The sequence below is a fragment of the Paenibacillus jamilae genome, assembly GCF_050482105.1.
Classification (GTDB): Bacteria; Bacillota; Bacilli; order Paenibacillales; family Paenibacillaceae; genus Paenibacillus; species Paenibacillus jamilae_B.
In genome coordinates this window covers 1-20,974 of sequence record NZ_JBCNHI010000020.1, presented here as the reverse complement: position 1 = coordinate 20,974, position 20,974 = coordinate 1, and the positions used below count along the sequence as shown (strand labels likewise).

Here is a 20,974-nt window from a genome sequence, read left to right as displayed (position 1 = left end):
ATTACTGCTGCGGTTGCATGGGAGCAAGCTGCTGATGCTGTTGAAGAGCATTGGATAGTACGTTCAAGTGGTGTTCATGAGTTCTTGCCAATTGCAAACAGGCTTGTTGAATGGCTGGTTGTTGAATAGATGCCGCTGTTGCCGCACATTGTTTGAGCAGTAGTTCTTCATTGGAAATGGAGTCCACGATGTACTCCAGCTCCTTGCCTGTCAGGGGTTGCATGTTCGTAGATTGCATAATCTCTGTGCCTCCTTAAATGTTTTGTTGCACGCTGGTTATCTTGTCCATTTGGCGAAATACTATGTACACACACGAGATACTATATATTACCTATGAGGAGTGCTATTTATATGGAATTGATAAGCGGAAATACGTATTGGCCGAGTACCTTGGAGCACACACTGGATTTCCCGCCTTTGACAGAGGATTTAAATTGTGATGTACTGATCATCGGTGGCGGGATGGGTGGATCCATCTGCGCCCGGTTATTGGGAGAACGACAGGTGGATACTGTACTTATTGACAAGCGCAAGCTGGCACACGGAAGCTCTTCAGCCAACACGGGGCTGCTGCAATATAGCAATGACAAGACCTTAACCTCTTTCATTAACACGTTCGGAGAGACGAATGGCGTACTGTTTTACCGTATGTGCAAGGATGCTCTGGATCAGCTAGATAAACTGGCTGCCACACTGGATAACGACCCTTCCTTTATTCGCCGCAGTAGCCTGTACTATGCAAGTACAGCAGAGGATGTACAGGTGCTTCAGGAAGAATACAAACAGCTAACCCGTTTTGGGTTTCCAGTGGAATACTGGGATGAGCAACAGATTGCTGCTCGGTTTCCTTTTCGAAAACCGGCAGCCTTGTATACACACGAAGATGCCGAGGTTAACCCGTTTGTATTTGCCCAAGGATTGCTGCAATCTGCCAGCCGTCTCGGCGTTCGCTTATACGAGCATACAGAAGCTAAACATTTTGAATTCAATGATCATGAGGTCATTTGTCATACTAACGGAGGGATTATCCGAGCAAAAAAAGTTATTTTTGCAACGGGTTATGAAACACAAGAGATTAAAACAGATCGCGGAGCCGTGCTAGAAAGCTCTTATGCTATCGCCACCAATCCAATCGAAGATGCGTCCTTATGGCATGAACAGTGTCTAATCTGGGAAACGGCTCGTCCTTATCTGTATATGCGCTCAACACAGGAAGGGCGCATCATTATTGGTGGTTTGGATGAACCTGTACTGGACGCCAAGCAGCGTGAAACCAGGCTAATACACCAACAGCAACAGCTACTGCAAGCACTCCAGGAGCATTTTCCAGGTGTTCCATTCCAGATCGATTATGCTTGGGCGGCTGTATTCGGCACCTCCCACGACGGCTTGCCGTATATTGGTCCACATCCGCGTTTTCCAAACTGCTACTTTTTGGAGGGTTACGGGGGGAATGGGACAGTTACGAGTATGGTGGCCGCACAGCTACTGGCTGATGAACTGACGGGCACACAGCGACCTGAAATGGAGCTTTTTGCTCTGACCCGTCCTACCAAACCCTCGCCTGAGACAACAGAACCGATGATTTAAATGAGATACAAAAAGAACCTCCTTTTCCTATATCAACGGATTTGGAGGTTCTTTGGTATTTAATTTTCAACTTATTCGGTTTGCTTGTGCCAACCTCGTGCATGGGAATGAGACTTGCTTTGCTTCGTTTTTTGTTCCATTTTCAGCACATTTCTCATGAAAAGCCATCCGACCACCGGCATCATCGCAAGTCCAATCAACAACCAGATCATCGCCGTAGGAGCCTTGCTGATACTTAGGACACCCAAGAAAATCAATGTTCCAGTCAATCGGCCTATCATTAAGCATAGTTCGCGCAATACCACCAGTTCCACTCTCTGATTAGCGTCTCCTTCACTCGTACCCATTAGATCAAAGCTCGCAGAGATCATAGGAATCAGATACAAGGGCATGAATAAAGCCGTGCCAATCCCCATAATCAACAATGTACTATACTCCATTCGCCACAATAATGGTAAAAGCGCAATCACCAACAGTACCGCACCCAACAGCATACCCACCGAGCGATAGTGTGGCTTGAGCCATTTTCCAACAGCCCAAAAGCTGAAAAATGACACCCCCGATGTAATAAGTGAAAACTGCGCCAGCTTCCATTCCTGTTGAGTAACGACATACACGAGTAGCGTAATCAGGAAAGCAAACACCCCTTCACGGATGCCCTGTGTGACAAGTGATAACGACAAGGGACGCCACATGCTTCCTTTTTGTGACAATCGCTGCTTAGGCTCTTTCCAATTGTAGCTTCCTGTCGGTTTACGCTTGCGAAGAAAGAAACTTAGCACCACTCCTACGACATAAAAGGCCAAGGAAATACTGAATATCACGCGATAACCCGCATCATCCTCCATACGCGCAATAATCCAACCAGAAAGCCAAGGACCCACTATACCGGAAAACGAGCCCAGCAGGCCCACCCAACCGTTAAAATGATCGCGACTTGCCTGATCCGTAACTTCGAAAAAAATTACATTAAACGCCAGCCAAAATAAACCTAATGCTGCACCCAACAACATTCCGAGCGGCCATATGTAGTTTACAGCCTGAGATCCTGTATATAACACAATTAGATAAAATAGGCCGGACAATGCGGTTCCCACGCGCAGGGCATTCATTTTGTTATGTTCCTTGACCCACTTTCCAGCCACCCAAACCATAATTCCCAGTGCAATTTGTTGACTGACATTAAACCATCCGATCATCGCGTAATCCTGCTTGCTTTTCCACAAATACACATTAAGAAATGTGCCAGACAATGCTGCTGCAAACACAAACAATCCATTCAAGCTTAATAGCAGAATGGATTGTCCGTTCAGGTTAGATTTCAATGCAGTTCCCCCTAACGGAAAAATCACCAATTCAGCTTATACAAGTCAGCTTGTTCAAAGATTTCTTTGATTTAACATGCCCGTATTGAGCTTGGACCTATCCGGGGAATCGCTATTTAATTATTGGAAATACCGCTGAGCTTCTCCAGCATTCTAAGTCGGTCATTCTCCGACAGAGTCTGCTGGACATGGAAGCAGCTAGGACACACATAAACATTCAAAACGAACGGCAAATCCAGAACAGGCTTGCCGAGCACTGAAGACATCGATGGTTCGAATCCTTCCCTAGTGACGGTTTGCAAACCTGCATGCAGCATGTACTCTCCGCATTGGGAACATTCAAGAACCTCATCTTGTCTGTCGAGTATTTGTTCAGCACCTTGCTCATAGGCCATTAGGTCCGCACCGCTTTCTTCGAATTTTTGCAAAGTATGCAGCACAGGCAGCTTATGAAGCTCATTATCCTGCAATAACGGTGCATCAGCTGGCTTTTCAACCACCATTTCATCCTCAGCCTCATATAAAATATCCTGCTCGTCATCATCGCCAAGCTGAATACTCAATGTACGATAACCCTTTAGGTCTTCTTTTCCATGAGCGTGAAGCGCAGGAGTTACAGCCCCTGTATGATCATGTGGTGCATCTTCATGCTCATCCGTATGTCTGTGAACAGGTGGAGAAACAGACTCAGACTCCTCTTCATCATCGCTTATATCTGAGTACCCCTTCAGGTCATTATGGCAATAAGGACACTCTTCTTCAGGTCCTAATTCTTCATCCCAAATAATTTCCATGTTACACCATGGACAAATAGTCATTTCCAAGCTTTATCATCCTTCCGTTCCAAAGCGTATACCAAGCTCTAGTATACAGGATGTGTCAAGTTACACTCGCACCAATCACATAAGATAACGATATTGAAATAATCATGGAGAACAAGCCGACTGCACGGTTATCCTCTTTAATCTCTTGATCAATAGAAAATACTGGTGTTAGAAATTCAAAAAGAAAGTACGCCGCAAGCAGCAGTAAAAAGCCCACGAACGACCAGATCATCGTATCATACACGCTGGATTTAGCCTCCATCGCGAAGCGAAGCACGTTGCAAATACCGAACATTTTCCCACCCGTTGCCATGGCCACCGAAACATTACCTCGTTTGATCTCTTCCCAGCATTTATAACGGGTTACCAGCTCAAAGCAGGACAAAAAAACAATTAGCTCCAGCACCGCCACGGAGAAATAACCCAGCATCATCCCCAACGGATGTGACAGCAATTCATCAATCGCCATCTTCACCTCGTCCCTCCCGTTCTACCAAGCGTTCCCGATCAGCAACCTATATCTATTCCAGTTCAGCTACCGTTACACCCGTGCCGCCTTCATTGTAATTACCAATACGGTAGCTTTTCACATGCTTATGCTTGCGAAGGTACTCCTGAATACCGGTTCTCAGGACCCCCGTACCTTTGCCATGAATAATGTATACCTGACCCAGATTGGCCAAAAACGCTTCATCCATGAAGCGGTCCACTTCCATCAAAGCTTCCTCCACGTTTGCTCCCCGAAGGTCAAGTTCACTGCGCACGTTATCATCCCGTGTCCGTTTAACACCCGTGACTGGCTTTTGGACCCTTGGAGCAGTCGTTGGGGCAGGCTGCAGTAGCTCCAGATCGTCCAGACTGACCTTCATTTTCATGATGCCCAGTTGAACGATAGCTTCCTTGCTGCCAGACAATTCAACCACGTGACCTTTTTTATTCAGACTGTGAACTGATACTTCATCGCCAGCCATGATGGAACGAGTACGCGCAGTGGTTGAACGTTTGGCTATACTTTTCTTGCGTTGCTTCGGTTCAGCTTCATCCAGTTCTTTACGAGCTGCAATCAGCTTGTGCTCCTTAACCGAGGCTCCCTCTTCCTGAGCCAATTTACGCAAATCAGTAATAATTTTCTCTGCTTCACTACGAGCCTTATCCACGAGAACTCTTGCTTCGTCTTCGGCTTTTTCCAGCATACGATCCCGTTGTGCTTCGAGCTTCTCCAGCTCGCCCTGATGTCGGGTACGCAACACTTCCATTTCCTTACGCAGCTGCTCTGCTTTTTCCCGTTCTTGCTCAGCACTCAAACGGTTCTGCTCCAGTGACGCAATCATGTGCTCGACGCGCTGGTCTTCTTCCGTTACCTCGCCACGGGCATAGTCTAATATCCGCCCCGGCAAGCCCAATCGCTCAGCAATGGCAAAAGCGTTACTTCGCCCGGGTACCCCGACCAGAAGTCGATAAGTCGGGCTTAATGTAGCGACATCAAACTCCATACTTGCATTAATAATTCCTTTGCGCTCATAGGCATACGCCTTCAATTCACTATAGTGAGTCGTCGCCACCATACGGCAACCCATAGCATGTATATGCTCCAAAATGGATACAGCCAGAGCCGAACCTTCCGCCGGATCCGTTCCTGCCCCTACCTCGTCAAGCAATACAAGACTTTTGGGTGTCATATTTTTCAAGATGCTGATAATATTCGTCATGTGACTGGAAAATGTGCTCAAATTTTGTTCAATGCTCTGCTCGTCGCCAATATCGGCATAGATTGCATCAAATACGCATAGCTGGCTTTCATCCTCCACAGGCACAAACAGTCCAGACATCGCCATCAAACTTAACAAACCTATGGTTTTCAGGGTAACGGTTTTCCCTCCTGTGTTCGGTCCGGTAACGATAATGGAAGTGTATGAATTACCCAGCTCCACATCTATGGGAACGACCTGTTCCAACGGAATTAGAGGATGTCTGCCTTTTTTCAGCTTTAAATACCCGCGGTCATTCATTAAGGGCAGAGTTGCCTTCATTTCACGAGCGAGACGTGCTTTTGCAAAAATAAAATCAAGATTGCCCAAAATATCCACATCATACAGCAACATATCCGCTTGTTCTGCGACAAGTGCGGTTAGTTTTTGTAAAATGACTTCAATTTCACGCTCTTCTCTCAGTCTGGTTTCTCTCAGCTTGTTGTTCATGGCAACGATGGATTCAGGCTCGATAAACAACGTTGCGCCGGAGCCGGATTGATCATGCACAATTCCGCCAAAATAAGAACGGTATTCAGCCTTGACCGGAATGACAAACCGATCTCCACGAATCGTAATCAACTGATCCTGAAGCATTTTGGAGACGGTTGAGGAACGAATCATCGAATCCAGCTTCTCACGAATACGTACTTCACCGGAACGCAGTTCGCGTCGAATTTGTGAAAGCTCTGTACTCGCAGAATCCAGTACCTCTGCATTTTCGTCAATACAGCCTTTAATTGAATTTTCCAAACTTCTTTGTTCCGACAGCTGCTCACTCCAATACAGCAATGTTTCAACTGGATTGTCCTCATGCAAACTGGTCACATATACCTGTATACGGCGTGCAGCTTGAACCGTTGTCCGGATACCTAGCAACTCCTGTGGACTTAACGTGCCTCCAATACGGGCACGCTTCACCGCCGGAGCGATGTCCACTACTCCGTTAAATGAAGGCACTCCCTTTAACCGATCAGCAGCATAGGCTTCATCCGTGCCTTTCAGCAATTTCTTGATATGCTCCAAATCATCGCTGGGCTGTAATCGAAGAGCTGTCTGTTGTCCTATTGCCGTTTGGGCATAGTGGCTTAGTTTATTTAGAATTTTTTGATATTCAAGGGTTTTAAAAATTTTAGAGTCCAACTTCACTACTCCTTTCACATATAACTATATTATACCGAAAGCAACAAACTTACGCTATTTGCCAACACTGCTTTACACATAAGAAAGCTCTTTATGCCACACACTAACCTTTGTCTAACCCTGTTAATTCAAAAAACAAAGGAGGTTATTCCGTGAGCATTCTTGGGCACATTGTACGTTTCATCGTTGCCGCTCTGGTTCTGATGGTCGTAAGCTGGATCGTTCCCGGATTTAGTGTAGGCGGTTTTTGGAGTGCGTTGATCCTCGCCATTGTCATTGCCTTGATTGGCTACATCGTCGAGGCGGTGTTTGGTCGACGCGTTTCTCCATTTGGACGCGGTATCGTGGGTTTTATAGTGAGCGCACTGGTAATCTGGGTCGCTCAATATGTCGTGCCCCATGTTAGTGTTTCTATTTTGGGCGCATTGCTCGCTGCATTGGTTATCGGGATTATTGATCTGTTCATTCCGGTATCAACACCATTTGAAGCCGGGCGCAAGGAAGGAAATTAGTTTCAGTTGACCCTTCCAGCAAAGCTGTCCCGAAGCAGATCCATCTGCCAAGGACAGCTTTTTTGTTATTAACACTTCTTAGCGATACCATAAACAAACAATCCCCGGCCATGAGCAGCCGGGGATTGCCTTACATCTAAATCCGTATCTACTGATCCTGTTCGATAAGTTCAATCCATTCATTATACTCCGTTTGAAGCTTGGTGTATTCTTCTTTGAGTTGACGTAATTCCGTCGAAATCTGGTCTGTATTTTCCCGGTCTACGTCCTGTTGTACTTGTAACAAGCGAAGCTGATGCGCCGCCATTTCATATTTTTGACCTACTTCGTTAAGTTCAGACTGCAGGGCAATTCGTTCCTGCTCTATGGATTGCTGCTCAGCCTTTGCGGTGTTGGCAGCGTCAACTGCTAAACGAATCTCTTCCTGAAGCTGCTCCTTTTGTTCAATCGTTACCGCTATTTCCCGTTCCCAAGATGCAAATTCTTCCTTACGGGCAGCATCTTCTGCTTCCAGACGTTCCGCTTCAGCTTTCAACTGATCATATTTAAGCTGCCATTCCACGGATATCTCCTCAGCACGTTCCAGCTCACTTTGCCGGTCATGATTTTCCTGTTGAAGTTGCTTAATATGTTGCTCTAGTTGTCCAGCGCGGCTCTTCATGCTTCCATATTGCTCCTGAAGCGATTGGTATGCTTTCACGCCCTCTTGCTCTCGAACTTTGGCTTTCTCAAGCTCGTCCTGAACGCGAGTTAGTTCAGGTGATAGCTCTTTGATTTTCGCTTCAAGCTGAGCTAGACGTTGCTGTTGTGAAGCATATTTATTACTAACAGCTTCAACCTCGGCCACAGCCTGCTGTAGTTGCTCCTCTATTGCTTCCTTCTGTTCACGCGCTTCCAGCAGGGAAAGCTCCAATTCTTCTGCTGTCAACTGACGTTCTTCGGCAAGCTTCTTCCAAGACTTCTCGCTTTCAGCCAGTGTAGCCAGCTCGCTTTGCAGCTTGCGAGAAGATACATGAGCTTGCTCCAGCAGCTTCTGCATCCGACGCTGTTCTTCCTCAAGCTTAGCTGCCTGCTGCTGCGTAGCCTTGGCTTCAGCCGCCAATTGATCATATCTGCTTTGCAGCTCTTCACGCGCAAGCGTATCTGCCTGCTCCCGCTCTGTTGCCGCCTGTTGCTGTGCTTGCAGTTCAGCCTCCAACTTGGACTGTTGTTGCTTCAATGCCCCAGCTTGCTCTTGAGCCTTCTCCAGACGAGAAGAAAGCTCTGCACTGCCTGCCTGTGCTTGTTCTAATTGCTCCTGAAGCTCCTCAATTCGAATCTCCTGCTCCAGTGCAGCTTCCTCGGCACGTTTCAGCGCTTCCTCATGCTGGAGCTTTTCCTCATGTAGCACGACTTCGGCCTGTTTACGTCCCTGCTCCAGCTGCTCACTCAGCCCGGAGCACTTGAGCTGCCATTCGCTTATCTTCTGGCTATGCTCTCGCTGCAAAGCAGACCGCAGCTTGTCTAGCTCTGTGCGATTTCGCTCCTGATGTGTTTTCTCCGCAGCCGAAAGCTTAGCTTCAGCCTGTTTAGCCGCTTCAGCTATTTCCTTCTTCATCTGCTCTTCTGTCTGACGGACACGTGCATTTGTAGCTTCTTGCTGCTCTTTCAGCTTACGAGAAGCTTCTTGACGAGATTCCTCCAATTCACGCTTAGCCTGTTTTTGTCCATTTTCAAATTCAGCCGCTTTTTTCTCCTGCTGTTCAAGCTTTGTCTTGAGTTCGGCAATTTCCTTCGCTGATGCAGATTCCGTTTCTGTCAGCTTTTTCTGCATCGTTTCTTTTTCTTCCTTCAATTGAGCAAGAGCTTGATGCATATCTGAATTTTTCTGCTGCTGTTCCCCTAAAGCCGTCTGGAGCTGCGCCAGATCTCCACGGAGCTCCGCCCGTTCCGCTGCCAAGCGATTCATATGGCTCTGAATCTCCTGGATTTGTACAGCTTCTTCAGCCATATGAACCGCAGCCAGTACGGCAATTCGGGGCATGTCCAGACGCGAGTGTGCTTGAGAAATGCTGTGCATACGTTCATCTACGTAATTAGCAACCTGCTTCATATAATCGCTATTGCTGCCAACAAGTTTATAAGAAGTACCGTAGATCTCTACAGTGACGCGAGTACGATCTGGTGTAGTCACAATTATGCCCTCCTTCAATACTACTGTATGTTGATTCTAAGGTGTATCCGGTACTAGGGTAACCCGCCTTCCGTGAAGCGTTCAACCTTATTAGTCCGGCTTCCCCGCAGCGGGTGAATATCAGAGTAGAGAGCTTCTGTAATGATAGGCCAAAAAGCCGTATCGAACCTCTGTCACTAAGATTCGATACGGCTTCCCGCATTTCCTGCTACTTTCTCAATTCCGCTCCAAAAGTTTGTTCCAGAGACGTAACGACAGGAGAATGCGCCGCATTGATCTCTTCATCCGTCAACGTATGCTCCCAATGACGATAGGTCAGGGAAATAGCCACGCTCTTCTTGTCTTCACCAAGCTTGCTGCCTGTAAATACGTCAAAAACCCGTGCATCCTGCAGCAGTTCTCCGCCTGCAGCATGAATAACACGAAGCAGTTCACCTGCTTCAACGTCTTTATTCACCACGAGGGCTATGTCACGTTCCACGGACGGGAAGCGAGCCAGCTCTCTGAACTGAATATGGGAGTTTGCGTGCTCAACGAGCTGTTGCAACGCGATTTCAGCTACATACGTATCGTTCAGCCCATAGGACTGTTGCAGTTCAGGATGAATCTGTCCAACCGTACCGATCCGTTGAGAGTTTCCGTTCACATCCAGCCATACTGAAGCGGAACGTCCTGGGTGGTAGCTTTGCGGCTGGTCAGCCACATAGCGAATGCTGGCACTTAGTCCGAAATAGTCAAACACCGTTTCAAGCGCACCTTTAATATCAAAGAAATCGACCTTTTCGGCTCCGATGTTCCATTGTTTCTCACGGCGTACTCCAGTCAACAGCAGACTCAGCACTTGAATTTCCTGCGGCTGGCGGGTTAATGTTTGTTCTTCTGTATAGAATACAGTCCCCATCTCAAAAATCGCCAGATTATCTTGCTTCCGATTCATGTTGTACACCGCTGTATCCAGCATTTGCGGAATGATACTCGTACGCAACACGCTACGGTCTTCGCTCATAGGCATGGCCAAACGTACCGGATGGCTGCCTTCTGTCAGAGCATTAAACAAAGCCGTACTTTGCGGATGCACAAAAGAGTAACTGATCGTCTCCTGCCAGCCACCATGCGCCAGCAATCTGCGCAAGGAACGACGCAGGGATTGCGATGCCGTCAAGGCTCCTGGAGTTGTCGGACCTTCAATCGGCGTAGTTGGGATATTGTCATAGCCATACAGACGAGCCACTTCTTCGATCAAGTCCACGTCAATGGTAATATCTCCACGACGCGTAGGTACTTCAACTTCCAGCACCCCTTGTTCTGCGTCACCACATCCGAAATGAAGTCGACCAAAAATCGTCTTCACCTCAAGCAGCGACAATTGGGTTCCCAAATATCGGTTTATTTTATCTAGCGACAGCTTGATTATACGATTTTCAGCCTTTGCAGAAGCAGATTCTACGATGCCCTGGTGTACAGTACCCCCTGCATAACGCTGAATCAGCGCAGCTGCACGATTTACAGCAGGTATAACAGCTCCTGGATCAACCTCTTTTTCAAAACGCAGACTTGCTTCCGAGCGCAATCCAAGTTGACGTGATGTTTTACGAACGGTACCGCCGTCAAACTTTGCAGATTCCAACGCAATGCTGACCGTCGCATCCGTAACCTCGGAGTTGGCTCCACCCATCACGCCTGCCAATGCAATCGGCTTCACGCCGTCCGTAATCAGCAGCATGTGCGGTTCCAGCTTACGCTCCTGATCGTCAAGTGTAACCAAAGTTTCGCCTGCACGAGCAAGTCGCACTTCAATATTTCCATTTTCCAGCTTATCCGCATCAAAAGCATGCAACGGCTGACCGTATTCCAGCATAACGTAGTTCGTAATATCTACGATATTATTGATCGGACGAACACCTGCCGCCATCAGACGGTTTTGAATCCATAACGGGGAAGCCCCTACTTTTACACCTGTGATATAACGAGCTGCATAGTGCGTGCACAGTTCAGGGGTATCTACCTTTACGGACAGATGGTCTGCCGCCGCATCGCTAATTTCCACCAGATCCTTAGCAGGGTCAGCCAGCGAAATGTCACGTCCTAGAATGGCACTTACTTCATAAGCGGCTCCATGCATGCTAAGGCAATCCGAGCGGTTGGGTGTCAAATCAAAATCCAGCACCTGATCATCCAGAGCAAGTAGCTTCGTAATCGGCGTACCAATTTCAGCATCCTCTGGCAGCACCAAAATGCCTTCCTGCAATTCTTTTGGCAACAGCTTATCATTCATGCCAAGTTCTTTGGCCGAGCAGATCATGCCCATGGACACAACACCACGCAGCTTGGCCTTTTTAATATGGAAATCTCCTGGAAGCTTGGCACCTACAACTGCAACAGGAACCTTTTGACCTGCATCCACGTTCTTGGCACCACACACAATTTGCAAGTCTTCTCCCTGACCCGCATCGACAATACACACATTCAGCTTATCTGCGTCAGGATGCTTTTCTTTGCTTTTGACATAGCCTACAACGACCCCAGTAATTCCTTGGTTACGATGTTCGACTTCATCAATTTCAATGCCCGAACGGGTGATTTTTTCTGCCAGCTCCTCCGCACTCACTTGATCCAGTGATACATACTCGGACAGCCACTCGAATGATACTTTCATATGGGTTCACTTCCCTTGATATAGTTGTTTATTGACGCGCAAACTGCTTCAAGAACGACAGATCGCTGTTATAAAAATGACGAATATCGTCAATCCCGTATTTCAAAATGGCAATCCGTTCTACACCCATACCGAATGCAAAGCCACTGTATACCTCGGGATCAAAACCACCCATTTCCAGCACTTTCGGATGCACCATACCACAGCCCAAAATTTCGATCCACACACGCTCGCCGTTTTTCTTCACAAAAGTCACGTCTACCTCAGCACTTGGCTCGGTGAACGGAAAGAAGCTTGGGCGCAACCGGATTTCGGTTGATTCCCCGAACATTTCGCGTGCAAATTGCAGCAAGGTTCCTTTCAAATCACTCATACGAATGTCTTTTCCAATCACAAGACCTTCAATTTGGTGGAATTGGAAGGAATGCGTTGCATCGTCATCATCACGTCGGAATACCGTACCCGGACAAATCACCTTGATAGGCGTTTCGTCCTTCATCGCCTCCATCGCGCGAATCTGAACAGGTGATGTATGAGTACGCATCAACAGATCCTCGGTCAGGTAGAACGAGTCCTGCATATCTCGTGCCGGGTGGTTTTTAGGCAGATTCAATGCTTCGAAGTTATAATAATCAGTCTCGGCCTGCGGCCCCTCAGCCACTCGATATCCCATACCAGTAAAAATATCTTCGATTTGCTCGATCACTTTGTTAAGTGGGTGGAGCCCACCTTGCGGCATTGCGCGTCCAGGCAGCGTAACGTCGATTTTTTCTGCTTGCAAACGCTCATTCGTTTCCGCTTTTGTAAACTCGTCCTGTTTACGATTAACGACCTCTTCAATCGCCTCGCGCACCTCATTGGCTACTTGGCCAACCACTGGACGCTCTTCCGCGCTCAGCTTGCCCATACCGCGCAAAATTTCGGTCAGTGCACCCTTCTTACCCGAATATTTAACTCGTAGATCAGCCAGTTCCTTGGGTGTTGCCACCTTCTCCAATACTTCCAGTGCTTCTTCCTTCAAGGCCAGCAAATGTTCCTTCATTTGGATGGTTTCGCTCATCGCCTGTTCAGTCCCCTTTCTTTATATCCAGCTTTTCAGACAACAAAAAAAGGTCTTTTCTCCCGGTAAGGGACGAAAAGACCGTGGTACCACCCTCGTTAGACAATGAAGTTCAGCTACCCGATGTCTTGCCTTGTGGCAATCAGTACGGGTGTTCATTCATGCTATGCATCATCATCTCGCTCTGCACGTTGTAACGGTCGTGAACCGGTATCCCCTACTTGCACAATCGCCATTTACATGACGCTTGAGGTTCAAGGAACTGCTCCGGAGCGAACTTCAACAGCCCAATATTTGCAGAAACGCTCTCAATCCTACGGCGCTTCCTCCCTGTTCAATCGGACACTGCCTACTCTTCTCCATCAAGACATTTTCTAAATACGAACTATTGTTCATTATTATATGCAAACTACTGCACTTTGGCAAGCAGCGCCTATATTTCTTTCCTTCAGATATCGGGATCATTCAACTGATCCAGCTTGGCACGAATGCGCCTGATATCGTTCAAGAGCTCCTCGTTTTCTCCGTTTGCACCTGTCATTCCCATCAGTTCCGTCAGACGCAACTGTAATCGAAGACGTTCCTCCCGCTCCTCCTGATCCTTAGGCTCTCGGATGCGGCTCTGTTCATCTTCTTGTTTTTCGTTGGCCGTCCCCTCGTAGATTTCATATCCGCCTCCTGGTTGCATATCGAGTAACCGAGTTGCCGTACAACGCACTAGCTCCCGGTCATGCGAGACGATTACCAATGCCCCATCATATCGGCGTAAAGAATCCTCTACAATTTCACGAGTTTCAATGTCAAAGTAATTCGTCGGTTCATCCAGTACCAGCAGATTGGCTCCACTAAAGTATAGACGCAGAAAAGCTACCCTGCATTTTTCTCCCATACTGAGCGTTCCGATCCTTTTGAATACGTCTTCTTTGGCAAATAGAAAACAGCCCAGCACCGTTCTTGCTTCTGTTTGGGTCATCGTAGGGAGCGAAAGCAGACTGTCAAGCAATGTCTGATTCCCTGGAAGCTGCTCCAGTTCCTGTGAAAAATACCCGATGTTCAACTGTGGGTTGGCTGTGATTTTTCCAGTCTTCGGTTCAAGCTGACCTGTTAGTAACCGAAGCAGTGTGGTTTTGCCAATTCCATTGGGCCCCCGAACAGCCAAACGATCCCCACGTGCAACGTTCAGATTTAGATTTTTCACAATGACATGGTCGTCGTAGCTAAAGCCAACCTGCTCAGTACGCAGCAAATATTTAGCCTGAAACCCGCTGTCATTTAATTTCATGTGCAAAGACGGAGCTTCACGCGGTTGCTCTACCCCGTTAGCCTCCAGTCGCTCCAGTTCCTTCTCCTTTGCATGATAACGGGAAATATTCTTTTTAGCCTTGGCCTTATAAAAGCTCTGCGTAATACCCACTTCGACTTTAGATGCGCTACGATGTGCCTGGTGAAACCATTCCCTGTAATTTCGAATCGTTTCCTCCAGCGCCTGTCTCGCCAGTTCCTGCTTCCGATAGCTCGCCTCCTGCTCTCGTCGTTCCCGCTCCTTTTGCGCTTTATATTCCTTATAACCGCCTTTATAGCGTCCAATACCTGTGGATGTAAGCTCAACTATACTCGTAGCCACCTGGTCCAAAAAGGCTCTGTCATGCGATACAAACAGCAGTGTTCCAGGATATGTGGACAGCCACTGCTCCAGCCAGAGCATACTTTCGGCATCCAAATGGTTGGTTGGCTCATCCAGCACCAGCAGTTTGGGCTGTCTGACCATCAGTCCAGCCAATCGTACTCTCGTCTTCTGTCCGCCACTCAGATCACCATAAGCGATGGACCACGTCTGTGCAGGCATTCCCATTCGGGTGAGCGCCTTTTCCACCTCAGACTCCCAGGCAAAGCCTTGCAGATGCTCGTATTCATCCATCAGCTCACCGTAACGCTCCAGTTGCTGCTCCATGTCCTTCCCAGCATCGGCTAGGTCAGCTTCCAGCTGTCCCAGCGCTTGCTTGAGACGCCATTGCCTAGGGCTGGCCTGCTGTGCGGCCTCCAGAGCAGTTCGAGATCCATCTACTGTATCCTGCTGCTTCAGCCAGCCTCGCTCTTCCATAGGCAAATCATACTCTATTTGACCGGAGGTTGGCGCTTCATCTCCCAGCAATATTCGTAATAACGTCGTTTTACCGGCTCCATTTCTTCCAAACAGCGCGAGCCGTTCTCCTTCCATCACATCCATCGACACATTCTCAAATATAGATGTCCCGTTCCATTCCTTGACTACATTGCGAATTCGCAAAATGGTTTTCATACCACGATCATCCTTTCCCATCCCGGCTCTCACGCCGGAAGCAATAAAAAAAGCCGCAGAAGGCTGCGGCTTGCATACGGGTATATAGAATGACTGCTATGAATTGTTTTAGAACTTATGCATATAAAAAATAACACCGCGAACGAAAAAAACAAATCCCGTTTCGGAAATACACGCATACGTCCCTACTTTTCATTTCAGACACACTTCTCCCGTTGCAGCTTACAGCCGCCTGCCAGTAACGTGCAGTTGAGTGGGAAAATCAGTGTGCTTACTTCATCGGACGTATGGTTACCTTCCTTTTTATGGGATACTTACTTGCAGTCAGTATAGCAGATCACAGCATATTTGCAAATAACCTGCTTTATTTTCCAAAGACCAGAGTTGTATTGGACGAACCTGCATATTTAGTTACGAACTCTTTAGTATATTCAGGAGTTTGCACTTGATAGCTGTAGTTCTTGCTCGGATTCCAACGGGTCACAGGCGATTTTTGGTTGGTGATGGCTGGAAAACTGCCTACATCTTTAAATTCACCATTGGCTTTATCATCCAGAATACCACCCTTTTCACTACCTTTTCCAAAATAATTATTTTCGGAATAAATTCGTGCATTGGTTGCTATTGTATAAGCCAACTGAAAATTATTAATATAATTATTTTTCACATGAAAATAGCCATATCTCATCAGACCAGGACCGCGTACAAGTAAGTTTTCAAAATAACTATTGGCTATCGTAATATGAGGCATGCCATCATAATTTTTATTGCTGTCATCAGGATATCCCAAAATAAGGCCATATTTATGATTTACAAATTTGGAATTGCTGATGGTCACATAATCAGCCGATTGCCCAATGTACAAAAGTTTGTCCAGATCCGAGCCATTCGCATTATAATTATGGCCTGCAAAAGTAACATGATCAATCCAATAATTTGTGCCCGCAGTAAGATATAGTTGAATATCATCGTTACCATTAATGCCGGCACTGTGCTCAAAAGTTAAATTTTGAAAGATCACATTGCCCGAGCTAGCGGTTGTTTTTAAATGAATATTGACTAGCTTATTTTGCACATAAGAGCCAATCAGTGATTTGTTAGAGCCGATATTGACCACGGTTTTAGAAGAAGCAGAAATGTTTTTTTCGATAACCAAAATTTTGGGAGTTGAATCCCCTAGCTGATTTTTCAATTCGTTTAGATTGTTGATATAGATGATCTGACCGTTTTTGCCCCCTGTTGTGGCAGACTTTGAAGTCCCATTTTCGCTTTTAGCCTGTCCAGCAAAACCAATCATGCCATTCGTCGACGTATTTGGGAAATCGGCCGCAGCTAACGCCATAGCACTTGCTGAAAAAGTAAAAAGCACAAAGACTAAAGCTAAAAGAAAAGAGATTTTTCTCATCGCAGCGATACCATCCTTTTTTTGTATTAAACTCCAATTATGAGACTATCCTTTTTTCGGAAAATGGTAAATAGTTCTTAGAACGCAAAAAACCGGGATTCCCCATGGGTCGCCCGGCTAAATTAATATTATCTTATTGAAAAAAATAAAAACCCTTGGGTCACAAGGGTTTCGAAATTTCAAAAGTCGTAAGCGGGTGATGGGAATCGAACCCACGCTATCAGCTTGGAAGGCTGAAGTTCTACCATTGAACTACACCCGCATTATATAACATCTTGATTCTTATGTATGACATGCACAAACCTTTGTCAACTAACTGAATCAGGATGTTATTTAGTATAACTTACCTTTTTATAAAATGCAAGCATACTACACCCCATCCTGAGCCAGCCAATTCACAGGTTTACGTAAAAACAATTTTTCAAAAACTTCTGCCGGAATGGGACGACTGAAATAATACCCCTGACCTTCATGACAATCCTGTGCCTGTAAAAATTGAAGCTGCTCCTCATTTTCCACCCCTTCTGCCGTAACCTTCAGCTTCAAATGGTGAGCCATAGAGGCGATGGTAGATACAATGGCCGCATTTTTACTGTCAACCAGTACCTCATTTACAAAGGAACGGTCAATTTTAAGACGATCAATCGGGAGATTTTTCAAATAATGCAGTGAGCTATAACCCGTTCCAAAATCGTCAATACTGATTGCCACACCAATAGCCTTTATTTTCTTCAACTGTTCAAAAGCTCTGTCCTTATCAAAAGTCATACTCTCCGTAATTTCCAGCTCTAAATAGCGTGGCTCCAGTTTCGTATAGGCCAAAATGCCCCGAATGACATCCACCAGTTTTTTTTGCTGGAATTGGCGCATGGATAAATTGACCGAAATCGGGATTGATGGATAACCCATCTCTTGCCACTGCTTGTTTTGGAGACAGGCCTCACGCAACACCCACTCCCCCAAGGGTACAATTAGGCCACTTTCTTCAGCTACAGGAATAAAATCGCCCGGCATCACCATCCCGCGATGAGGATGATTCCAACGCACCAGCGCCTCCAAACTCGTTAGCTCGCCACTTTGCAGGTGGACACGTGGCTGATACACCAATGAAAATTCTTCATTTTCAAGCGCTCGCCGCAAATCATTCTCTAACTGGAGTCTTTCATGCGCTCGCATCTGCATCGCACTTGCATACCGCTGCAAATTCACTCCTTGCTCCTTGGCACTATGAACAGCAGTATCCGCCTGCTGGATAAGTTGTTCGCTCTGATTCGCATCCAACGGATACAAAGCTATGCCAACGCTCACCATCACATGATAAAATTCCCCATTAATATCAAAAGGCTGATCAAATAGCTTCACCATATCATCAATACGATTTCTCATGGCGTCTGAATCTGTATAGCCTATTAGAAGAAAGGCAAATTCATCTCCACCCATGCTAAAGACAGCTTCCCCTTCACGGCAAAAATGACCCAAGCGTTCGCCTACCGCATACAGCAAATAATTGCCTGCCGTATGCCCGAGCGAATCATTAATCGCTTTGAAACGATCAATATTTAACACTAAAAGCGCAACTGTCTCATCAGATTTAAGCGAATTGCGTAATATTTTATCCAAGCGCTGGGAAAGACGCCGCCGATTGGGGAGTCCTGTTATATCATCGTTATAAGCAATATGATTAAACTCAGATTCTGCTGCCTGCTTTTCACGATAAGGCACCAATACCATTAGCCGGACGAGACCGCTCAACAGATTATAAAATGCAATCGCATTAGTCAAAAGCCCTAGAAGATGATTGACATCACTCATTTGCCCAGAAAATAAATAGAACAACTGACTCACAACACACAGCCCAATCCCACGAACTATAAGCAACATACCTAACTCCGCGGGGCGGACTTTCCGATATTTTCGCACTCCGAAAATAAATGTAAGCACCAGCAATAACATGACAATCATGTTCAACATCCAGCCCAGGTTGCCAAACTGTATGCGTAGATCCGGTAAGTCCGCACCATATGCCTTAATAACTCCTAAAATCAGCAAAGTGCAGCCTATTCCTGCCCACAAAGCCACTGTCTTGTATTCAGACTTTGTCTTTCTAAATGGGAGAGAACAAACGAATAGCAGCATAACCGAAATAAAGGCACGATTTACAAACAGTAACCACAGCGAAATGCCTGGAGACAAAGCAAAGTCCGTCAGGCTTACAAAACTAAACGAAACGATATGAACAAGGTAAAGCAGACCAGCCACCAGAAACGTCGGGGCAATAAGAAGTCTCTGCCAGGTTAACTGCTCCAGCAAAACGGACCAGGACTGATAAAAAATAGAAAAACAAATCGCAGCACAGGCAAACCCTATAATTGGATATAACAAGAAAAATACGTTATGAGAGTATATTTTATTCAAAGTTACGTGAAATAACTGAACCAAGACAAACAAAACTATCGCAGCAGCACCGATGCCTATCGTTTTTTTTACTTCCAGCCGTATATTCATTCAGTCTCTTCAGCCCCCTGCATATCGGAGATTCCGATCATCTAAGACGTTTGACAGCTTTGGAAGCCGTTGTTTAAGTCTATAGTATCAAAAAAAATGTTGTATTCTGGTATATAATAGCATTTAATCTGTGAAAGGTGAATCATTTTTTTGTTCTATATCCATGTATTCACTTTCGCATTTACGCAAATAAACGAGCTTGCAGCACCAAAAAAGCGCATCATCTTTTCAGATCATGCGCTTCAGACGACATTTTCAAATAGGTGATACCTATACCCCAACGCTGCACATCACAACAGAAATAGTATGTACAGGACCCCTCTGCGAAAATCTCACCATATTAGACGACAGGAAGCGTGATTTTAAATTGTGTACCGCTTCCATGCTTACTGTCAACATGAATGAAGCCTCCGTGATTTTTGATAATGCGATAGCTCACAGCCAATCCCAAGCCGGTTCCACTTTCTTTTGTTGTAAAAAATGGATCAAATAAACGCGTCAATGTATTGTGATCCATACCTAACCCGTTATCTTCAATGCAAATGTGGACATAAGGACCCTCAAGCACTGTGTGGATTTCAATGCATCCCTCTCGTTCCCCGCTAATGCTCTCGATGGCATCCATCGCATTTTTAATCATATTGAGGATAACCTGCTTAATCTGCTTCACATCAATGGAAACCTTCATGAGCTCATCATTCTCATCCAGTGCGATCTGGCATCCCTTCATCAATGCCTCGCTTTCTGTCAGCATCACTACCTCTTTCAACAGCCCCATCACAGATACAGCCGTTTTTTGCGGAGCCGAAGGCTTGGACGAATTTAAAAACTCATAAATAATGTCGTTTGCACGATCAATTTCGGTTAAAATAATACGGGCATACTCATCCCTGCCCAGCTCCACCAAATGCGGCCGAAGCAGTTGGATAAAGCCCCGAATTGCAGTAAGCGGGTTACGGATCTCATGAGCGATAGAGGCTGAGATACGTCCCAGCATTGCCAGCTTGTCATTTTGATAAGCCGTCTGCTCGATTTGCTTATAATCTGATACATCCTTGACACTAAATAAAAAATCGCCATCCATCTGATCACCGTAGGTCACGGTTATTAACCAATGCCGACCATACTCATCAATCAACTCATGATAGCGCTTTCTATGAAAGATAGTTTCTTTATAAATCCGCATGATTTTCTTCTTCTTAAACCGACTTAACTCAGGATGATGCAAAATTTGCATCAGGTTGCGACCAGCGAGCGAACTACGTGGTAGCTCCAGTAATCTCGCCATCTGCACGTTAATAAAGGTCAGTACCCCGTCACTGTCAAACAGCATGATACCACTATCCAGGTTCTCCAGTACATTTTCATACTTATTATTGGCGATCTGTGTGGAAGGGCAAGCTCCCACGGTATCAAGCAAGGCTTCTTGGAATTCACTGATCATGCCAGGCTTCCCCCTTGTATCGGAATGATAAACTGGCCGTATCGGACGTGTAATAATCTTGAAGAAGAGAAAGACATCTATCGACTACCCTTCAATGGTGTAGTAAACAGCTTCACACAACTCCGACCATTTTTTTGATTCGAGTCTTATTTTATGATAGACAAGATTACGGATCACAGTCAATCGGAAAAAGTGTCGAATCCACTTTTTTATCCTATTTTGTTTCGTCATAATATCTGCGCAACATTACCAAAACTTAAAAATAAGCGCCCTACACACCAAAGAAGCTC

Annotated in this window: 15 protein-coding genes and 1 tRNA gene; 3 read left to right on the top strand and 13 right to left on the bottom strand. The window is 46.0% G+C overall.

Features of this window, described 5'->3' with window-relative positions:
• Position 1 precedes the first annotated feature (1 nt).
• Positions 2 to 238: a hypothetical protein gene (locus ABEW32_RS18900; RefSeq protein ID WP_142611785.1), complete on the bottom strand. Its 237-nt coding sequence runs from the start codon at positions 236 to 238 to the stop codon at positions 2 to 4.
• 113 nt (positions 239 to 351) lie between these two features.
• On the opposite strand from ABEW32_RS18900, the gene ABEW32_RS18895 reads away from it, so the two are divergent.
• Positions 352 to 1,590: an NAD(P)/FAD-dependent oxidoreductase gene (locus ABEW32_RS18895; RefSeq protein ID WP_430190609.1), complete on the top strand. Its 1,239-nt coding sequence runs from the start codon at positions 352 to 354 to the stop codon at positions 1,588 to 1,590.
• 71 nt (positions 1,591 to 1,661) lie between these two features.
• Here ABEW32_RS18895 and ABEW32_RS18890 read toward each other — a convergent pair whose 3' ends face one another.
• The 4 genes from ABEW32_RS18890 to ABEW32_RS18875 all read right to left on the bottom strand — a co-directional run bounded on the left by ABEW32_RS18890 (position 1,662) and on the right by ABEW32_RS18875 (position 6,630).
• The gene (locus ABEW32_RS18890; protein ID WP_430190607.1) at positions 1,662 to 2,915 is read right to left on the bottom strand and encodes an MFS transporter; all 1,254 of its coding nucleotides are present in this window, start codon (positions 2,913 to 2,915) and stop codon (positions 1,662 to 1,664) included.
• A gap of 116 nt (positions 2,916 to 3,031) precedes the next feature.
• Positions 3,032 to 3,739 (bottom strand): hypothetical protein, encoded by a 708-nt coding sequence (locus ABEW32_RS18885; RefSeq protein ID WP_430190605.1) that lies wholly within the window; start codon positions 3,737 to 3,739, stop codon positions 3,032 to 3,034.
• Between the two features lie 55 nt (positions 3,740 to 3,794).
• A complete protein-coding gene (locus tag ABEW32_RS18880) occupies positions 3,795 to 4,208 on the bottom strand; it encodes a DUF350 domain-containing protein (protein WP_014599569.1) in 414 nt (137 codons plus the stop codon).
• 52 nt (positions 4,209 to 4,260) lie between these two features.
• Complete coding sequence (locus ABEW32_RS18875; RefSeq protein ID WP_430190603.1) at positions 4,261 to 6,630, bottom strand: endonuclease MutS2; 2,370 nt, start codon at positions 6,628 to 6,630, stop codon at positions 4,261 to 4,263.
• A 152-nt stretch (positions 6,631 to 6,782) separates the two neighbouring features.
• On the opposite strand from ABEW32_RS18875, the gene ABEW32_RS18870 reads away from it, so the two are divergent.
• The gene (locus ABEW32_RS18870) at positions 6,783 to 7,142 is read left to right on the top strand and encodes a phage holin family protein (RefSeq protein ID WP_430190601.1); all 360 of its coding nucleotides are present in this window, start codon (positions 6,783 to 6,785) and stop codon (positions 7,140 to 7,142) included.
• 148 nt (positions 7,143 to 7,290) lie between these two features.
• Here ABEW32_RS18870 and ABEW32_RS18865 read toward each other — a convergent pair whose 3' ends face one another.
• The 3 genes from ABEW32_RS18865 to pheS form a co-directional block, all read right to left on the bottom strand.
• Entirely contained in the window at positions 7,291 to 9,315 is a 2,025-nt protein-coding gene (locus ABEW32_RS18865; RefSeq protein WP_430190598.1) for a cell division protein ZapA, read from the bottom strand.
• Between the two features lie 208 nt (positions 9,316 to 9,523).
• The gene (gene pheT / locus ABEW32_RS18860; RefSeq protein WP_430190595.1) at positions 9,524 to 11,971 is read right to left on the bottom strand and encodes a phenylalanine--tRNA ligase subunit beta; all 2,448 of its coding nucleotides are present in this window, start codon (positions 11,969 to 11,971) and stop codon (positions 9,524 to 9,526) included.
• Positions 11,972 to 11,999: 28 nt separating this feature from the next.
• The gene (pheS, locus tag ABEW32_RS18855; protein ID WP_430190593.1) at positions 12,000 to 13,031 is read right to left on the bottom strand and encodes a phenylalanine--tRNA ligase subunit alpha; all 1,032 of its coding nucleotides are present in this window, start codon (positions 13,029 to 13,031) and stop codon (positions 12,000 to 12,002) included.
• Positions 13,032 to 13,136: 105 nt separating this feature from the next.
• Here pheS and ABEW32_RS18850 point away from each other — a divergent pair, with 105 nt between their 5' ends.
• Positions 13,137 to 13,409: a hypothetical protein gene (locus ABEW32_RS18850; RefSeq protein ID WP_430190592.1), complete on the top strand. Its 273-nt coding sequence runs from the start codon at positions 13,137 to 13,139 to the stop codon at positions 13,407 to 13,409.
• A gap of 70 nt (positions 13,410 to 13,479) precedes the next feature.
• Here the strand turns inward: ABEW32_RS18850 and abc-f are convergent, their stop codons facing one another.
• The 5 genes from abc-f to ABEW32_RS18825 all read right to left on the bottom strand — a co-directional run bounded on the left by abc-f (position 13,480) and on the right by ABEW32_RS18825 (position 20,684).
• Entirely contained in the window at positions 13,480 to 15,330 is a 1,851-nt protein-coding gene (gene abc-f, locus ABEW32_RS18845) for a ribosomal protection-like ABC-F family protein (protein WP_430190590.1), read from the bottom strand.
• Between the two features lie 364 nt (positions 15,331 to 15,694).
• A complete protein-coding gene (locus ABEW32_RS18840) occupies positions 15,695 to 16,735 on the bottom strand; it encodes a polysaccharide lyase family 1 protein (RefSeq protein ID WP_430190587.1) in 1,041 nt (346 codons plus the stop codon).
• A 191-nt stretch (positions 16,736 to 16,926) separates the two neighbouring features.
• Positions 16,927 to 16,997, bottom strand: a tRNA-Gly gene (locus ABEW32_RS18835).
• Between the two features lie 107 nt (positions 16,998 to 17,104).
• The gene (locus ABEW32_RS18830) at positions 17,105 to 19,240 is read right to left on the bottom strand and encodes a putative bifunctional diguanylate cyclase/phosphodiesterase (RefSeq protein WP_430190584.1); all 2,136 of its coding nucleotides are present in this window, start codon (positions 19,238 to 19,240) and stop codon (positions 17,105 to 17,107) included.
• 340 nt (positions 19,241 to 19,580) lie between these two features.
• Entirely contained in the window at positions 19,581 to 20,684 is a 1,104-nt protein-coding gene (locus ABEW32_RS18825; RefSeq protein WP_430190581.1) for an ATP-binding protein, read from the bottom strand.
• Positions 20,685 to 20,974: the final 290 nt, after the last annotated feature.

Bases quoted from the DNA above. Each gene is read 5' to 3' on its own strand.
- ABEW32_RS18900 (WP_142611785.1), bottom strand. From the start codon at position 238: ATGCAATCTACGAACATGCAACCCCTGACAGGCAAGGAGCTGGAGTAC.
- ABEW32_RS18895 (WP_430190609.1), top strand. From the start codon at position 352: ATGGAATTGATAAGCGGAAATACGTATTGGCCGAGTACCTTGGAGCAC.
- ABEW32_RS18880 (WP_014599569.1), bottom strand. From the start codon at position 4,208: ATGGCGATTGATGAATTGCTGTCACATCCGTTGGGGATGATGCTGGGT.
- pheT (WP_430190595.1), bottom strand. From the start codon at position 11,971: ATGAAAGTATCATTCGAGTGGCTGTCCGAGTATGTATCACTGGATCAA.
- pheS (WP_430190593.1), bottom strand. From the start codon at position 13,031: ATGAGCGAAACCATCCAAATGAAGGAACATTTGCTGGCCTTGAAGGAA.
- ABEW32_RS18850 (WP_430190592.1), top strand. From the start codon at position 13,137: ATGAAGTTCAGCTACCCGATGTCTTGCCTTGTGGCAATCAGTACGGGT.
- abc-f (WP_430190590.1), bottom strand. From the start codon at position 15,330: ATGAAAACCATTTTGCGAATTCGCAATGTAGTCAAGGAATGGAACGGG.
- ABEW32_RS18840 (WP_430190587.1), bottom strand. From the start codon at position 16,735: ATGAGAAAAATCTCTTTTCTTTTAGCTTTAGTCTTTGTGCTTTTTACT.
- ABEW32_RS18830 (WP_430190584.1), bottom strand. From the start codon at position 19,240: ATGAATATACGGCTGGAAGTAAAAAAAACGATAGGCATCGGTGCTGCT.
- ABEW32_RS18825 (WP_430190581.1), bottom strand. From the start codon at position 20,684: ATGATCAGTGAATTCCAAGAAGCCTTGCTTGATACCGTGGGAGCTTGC.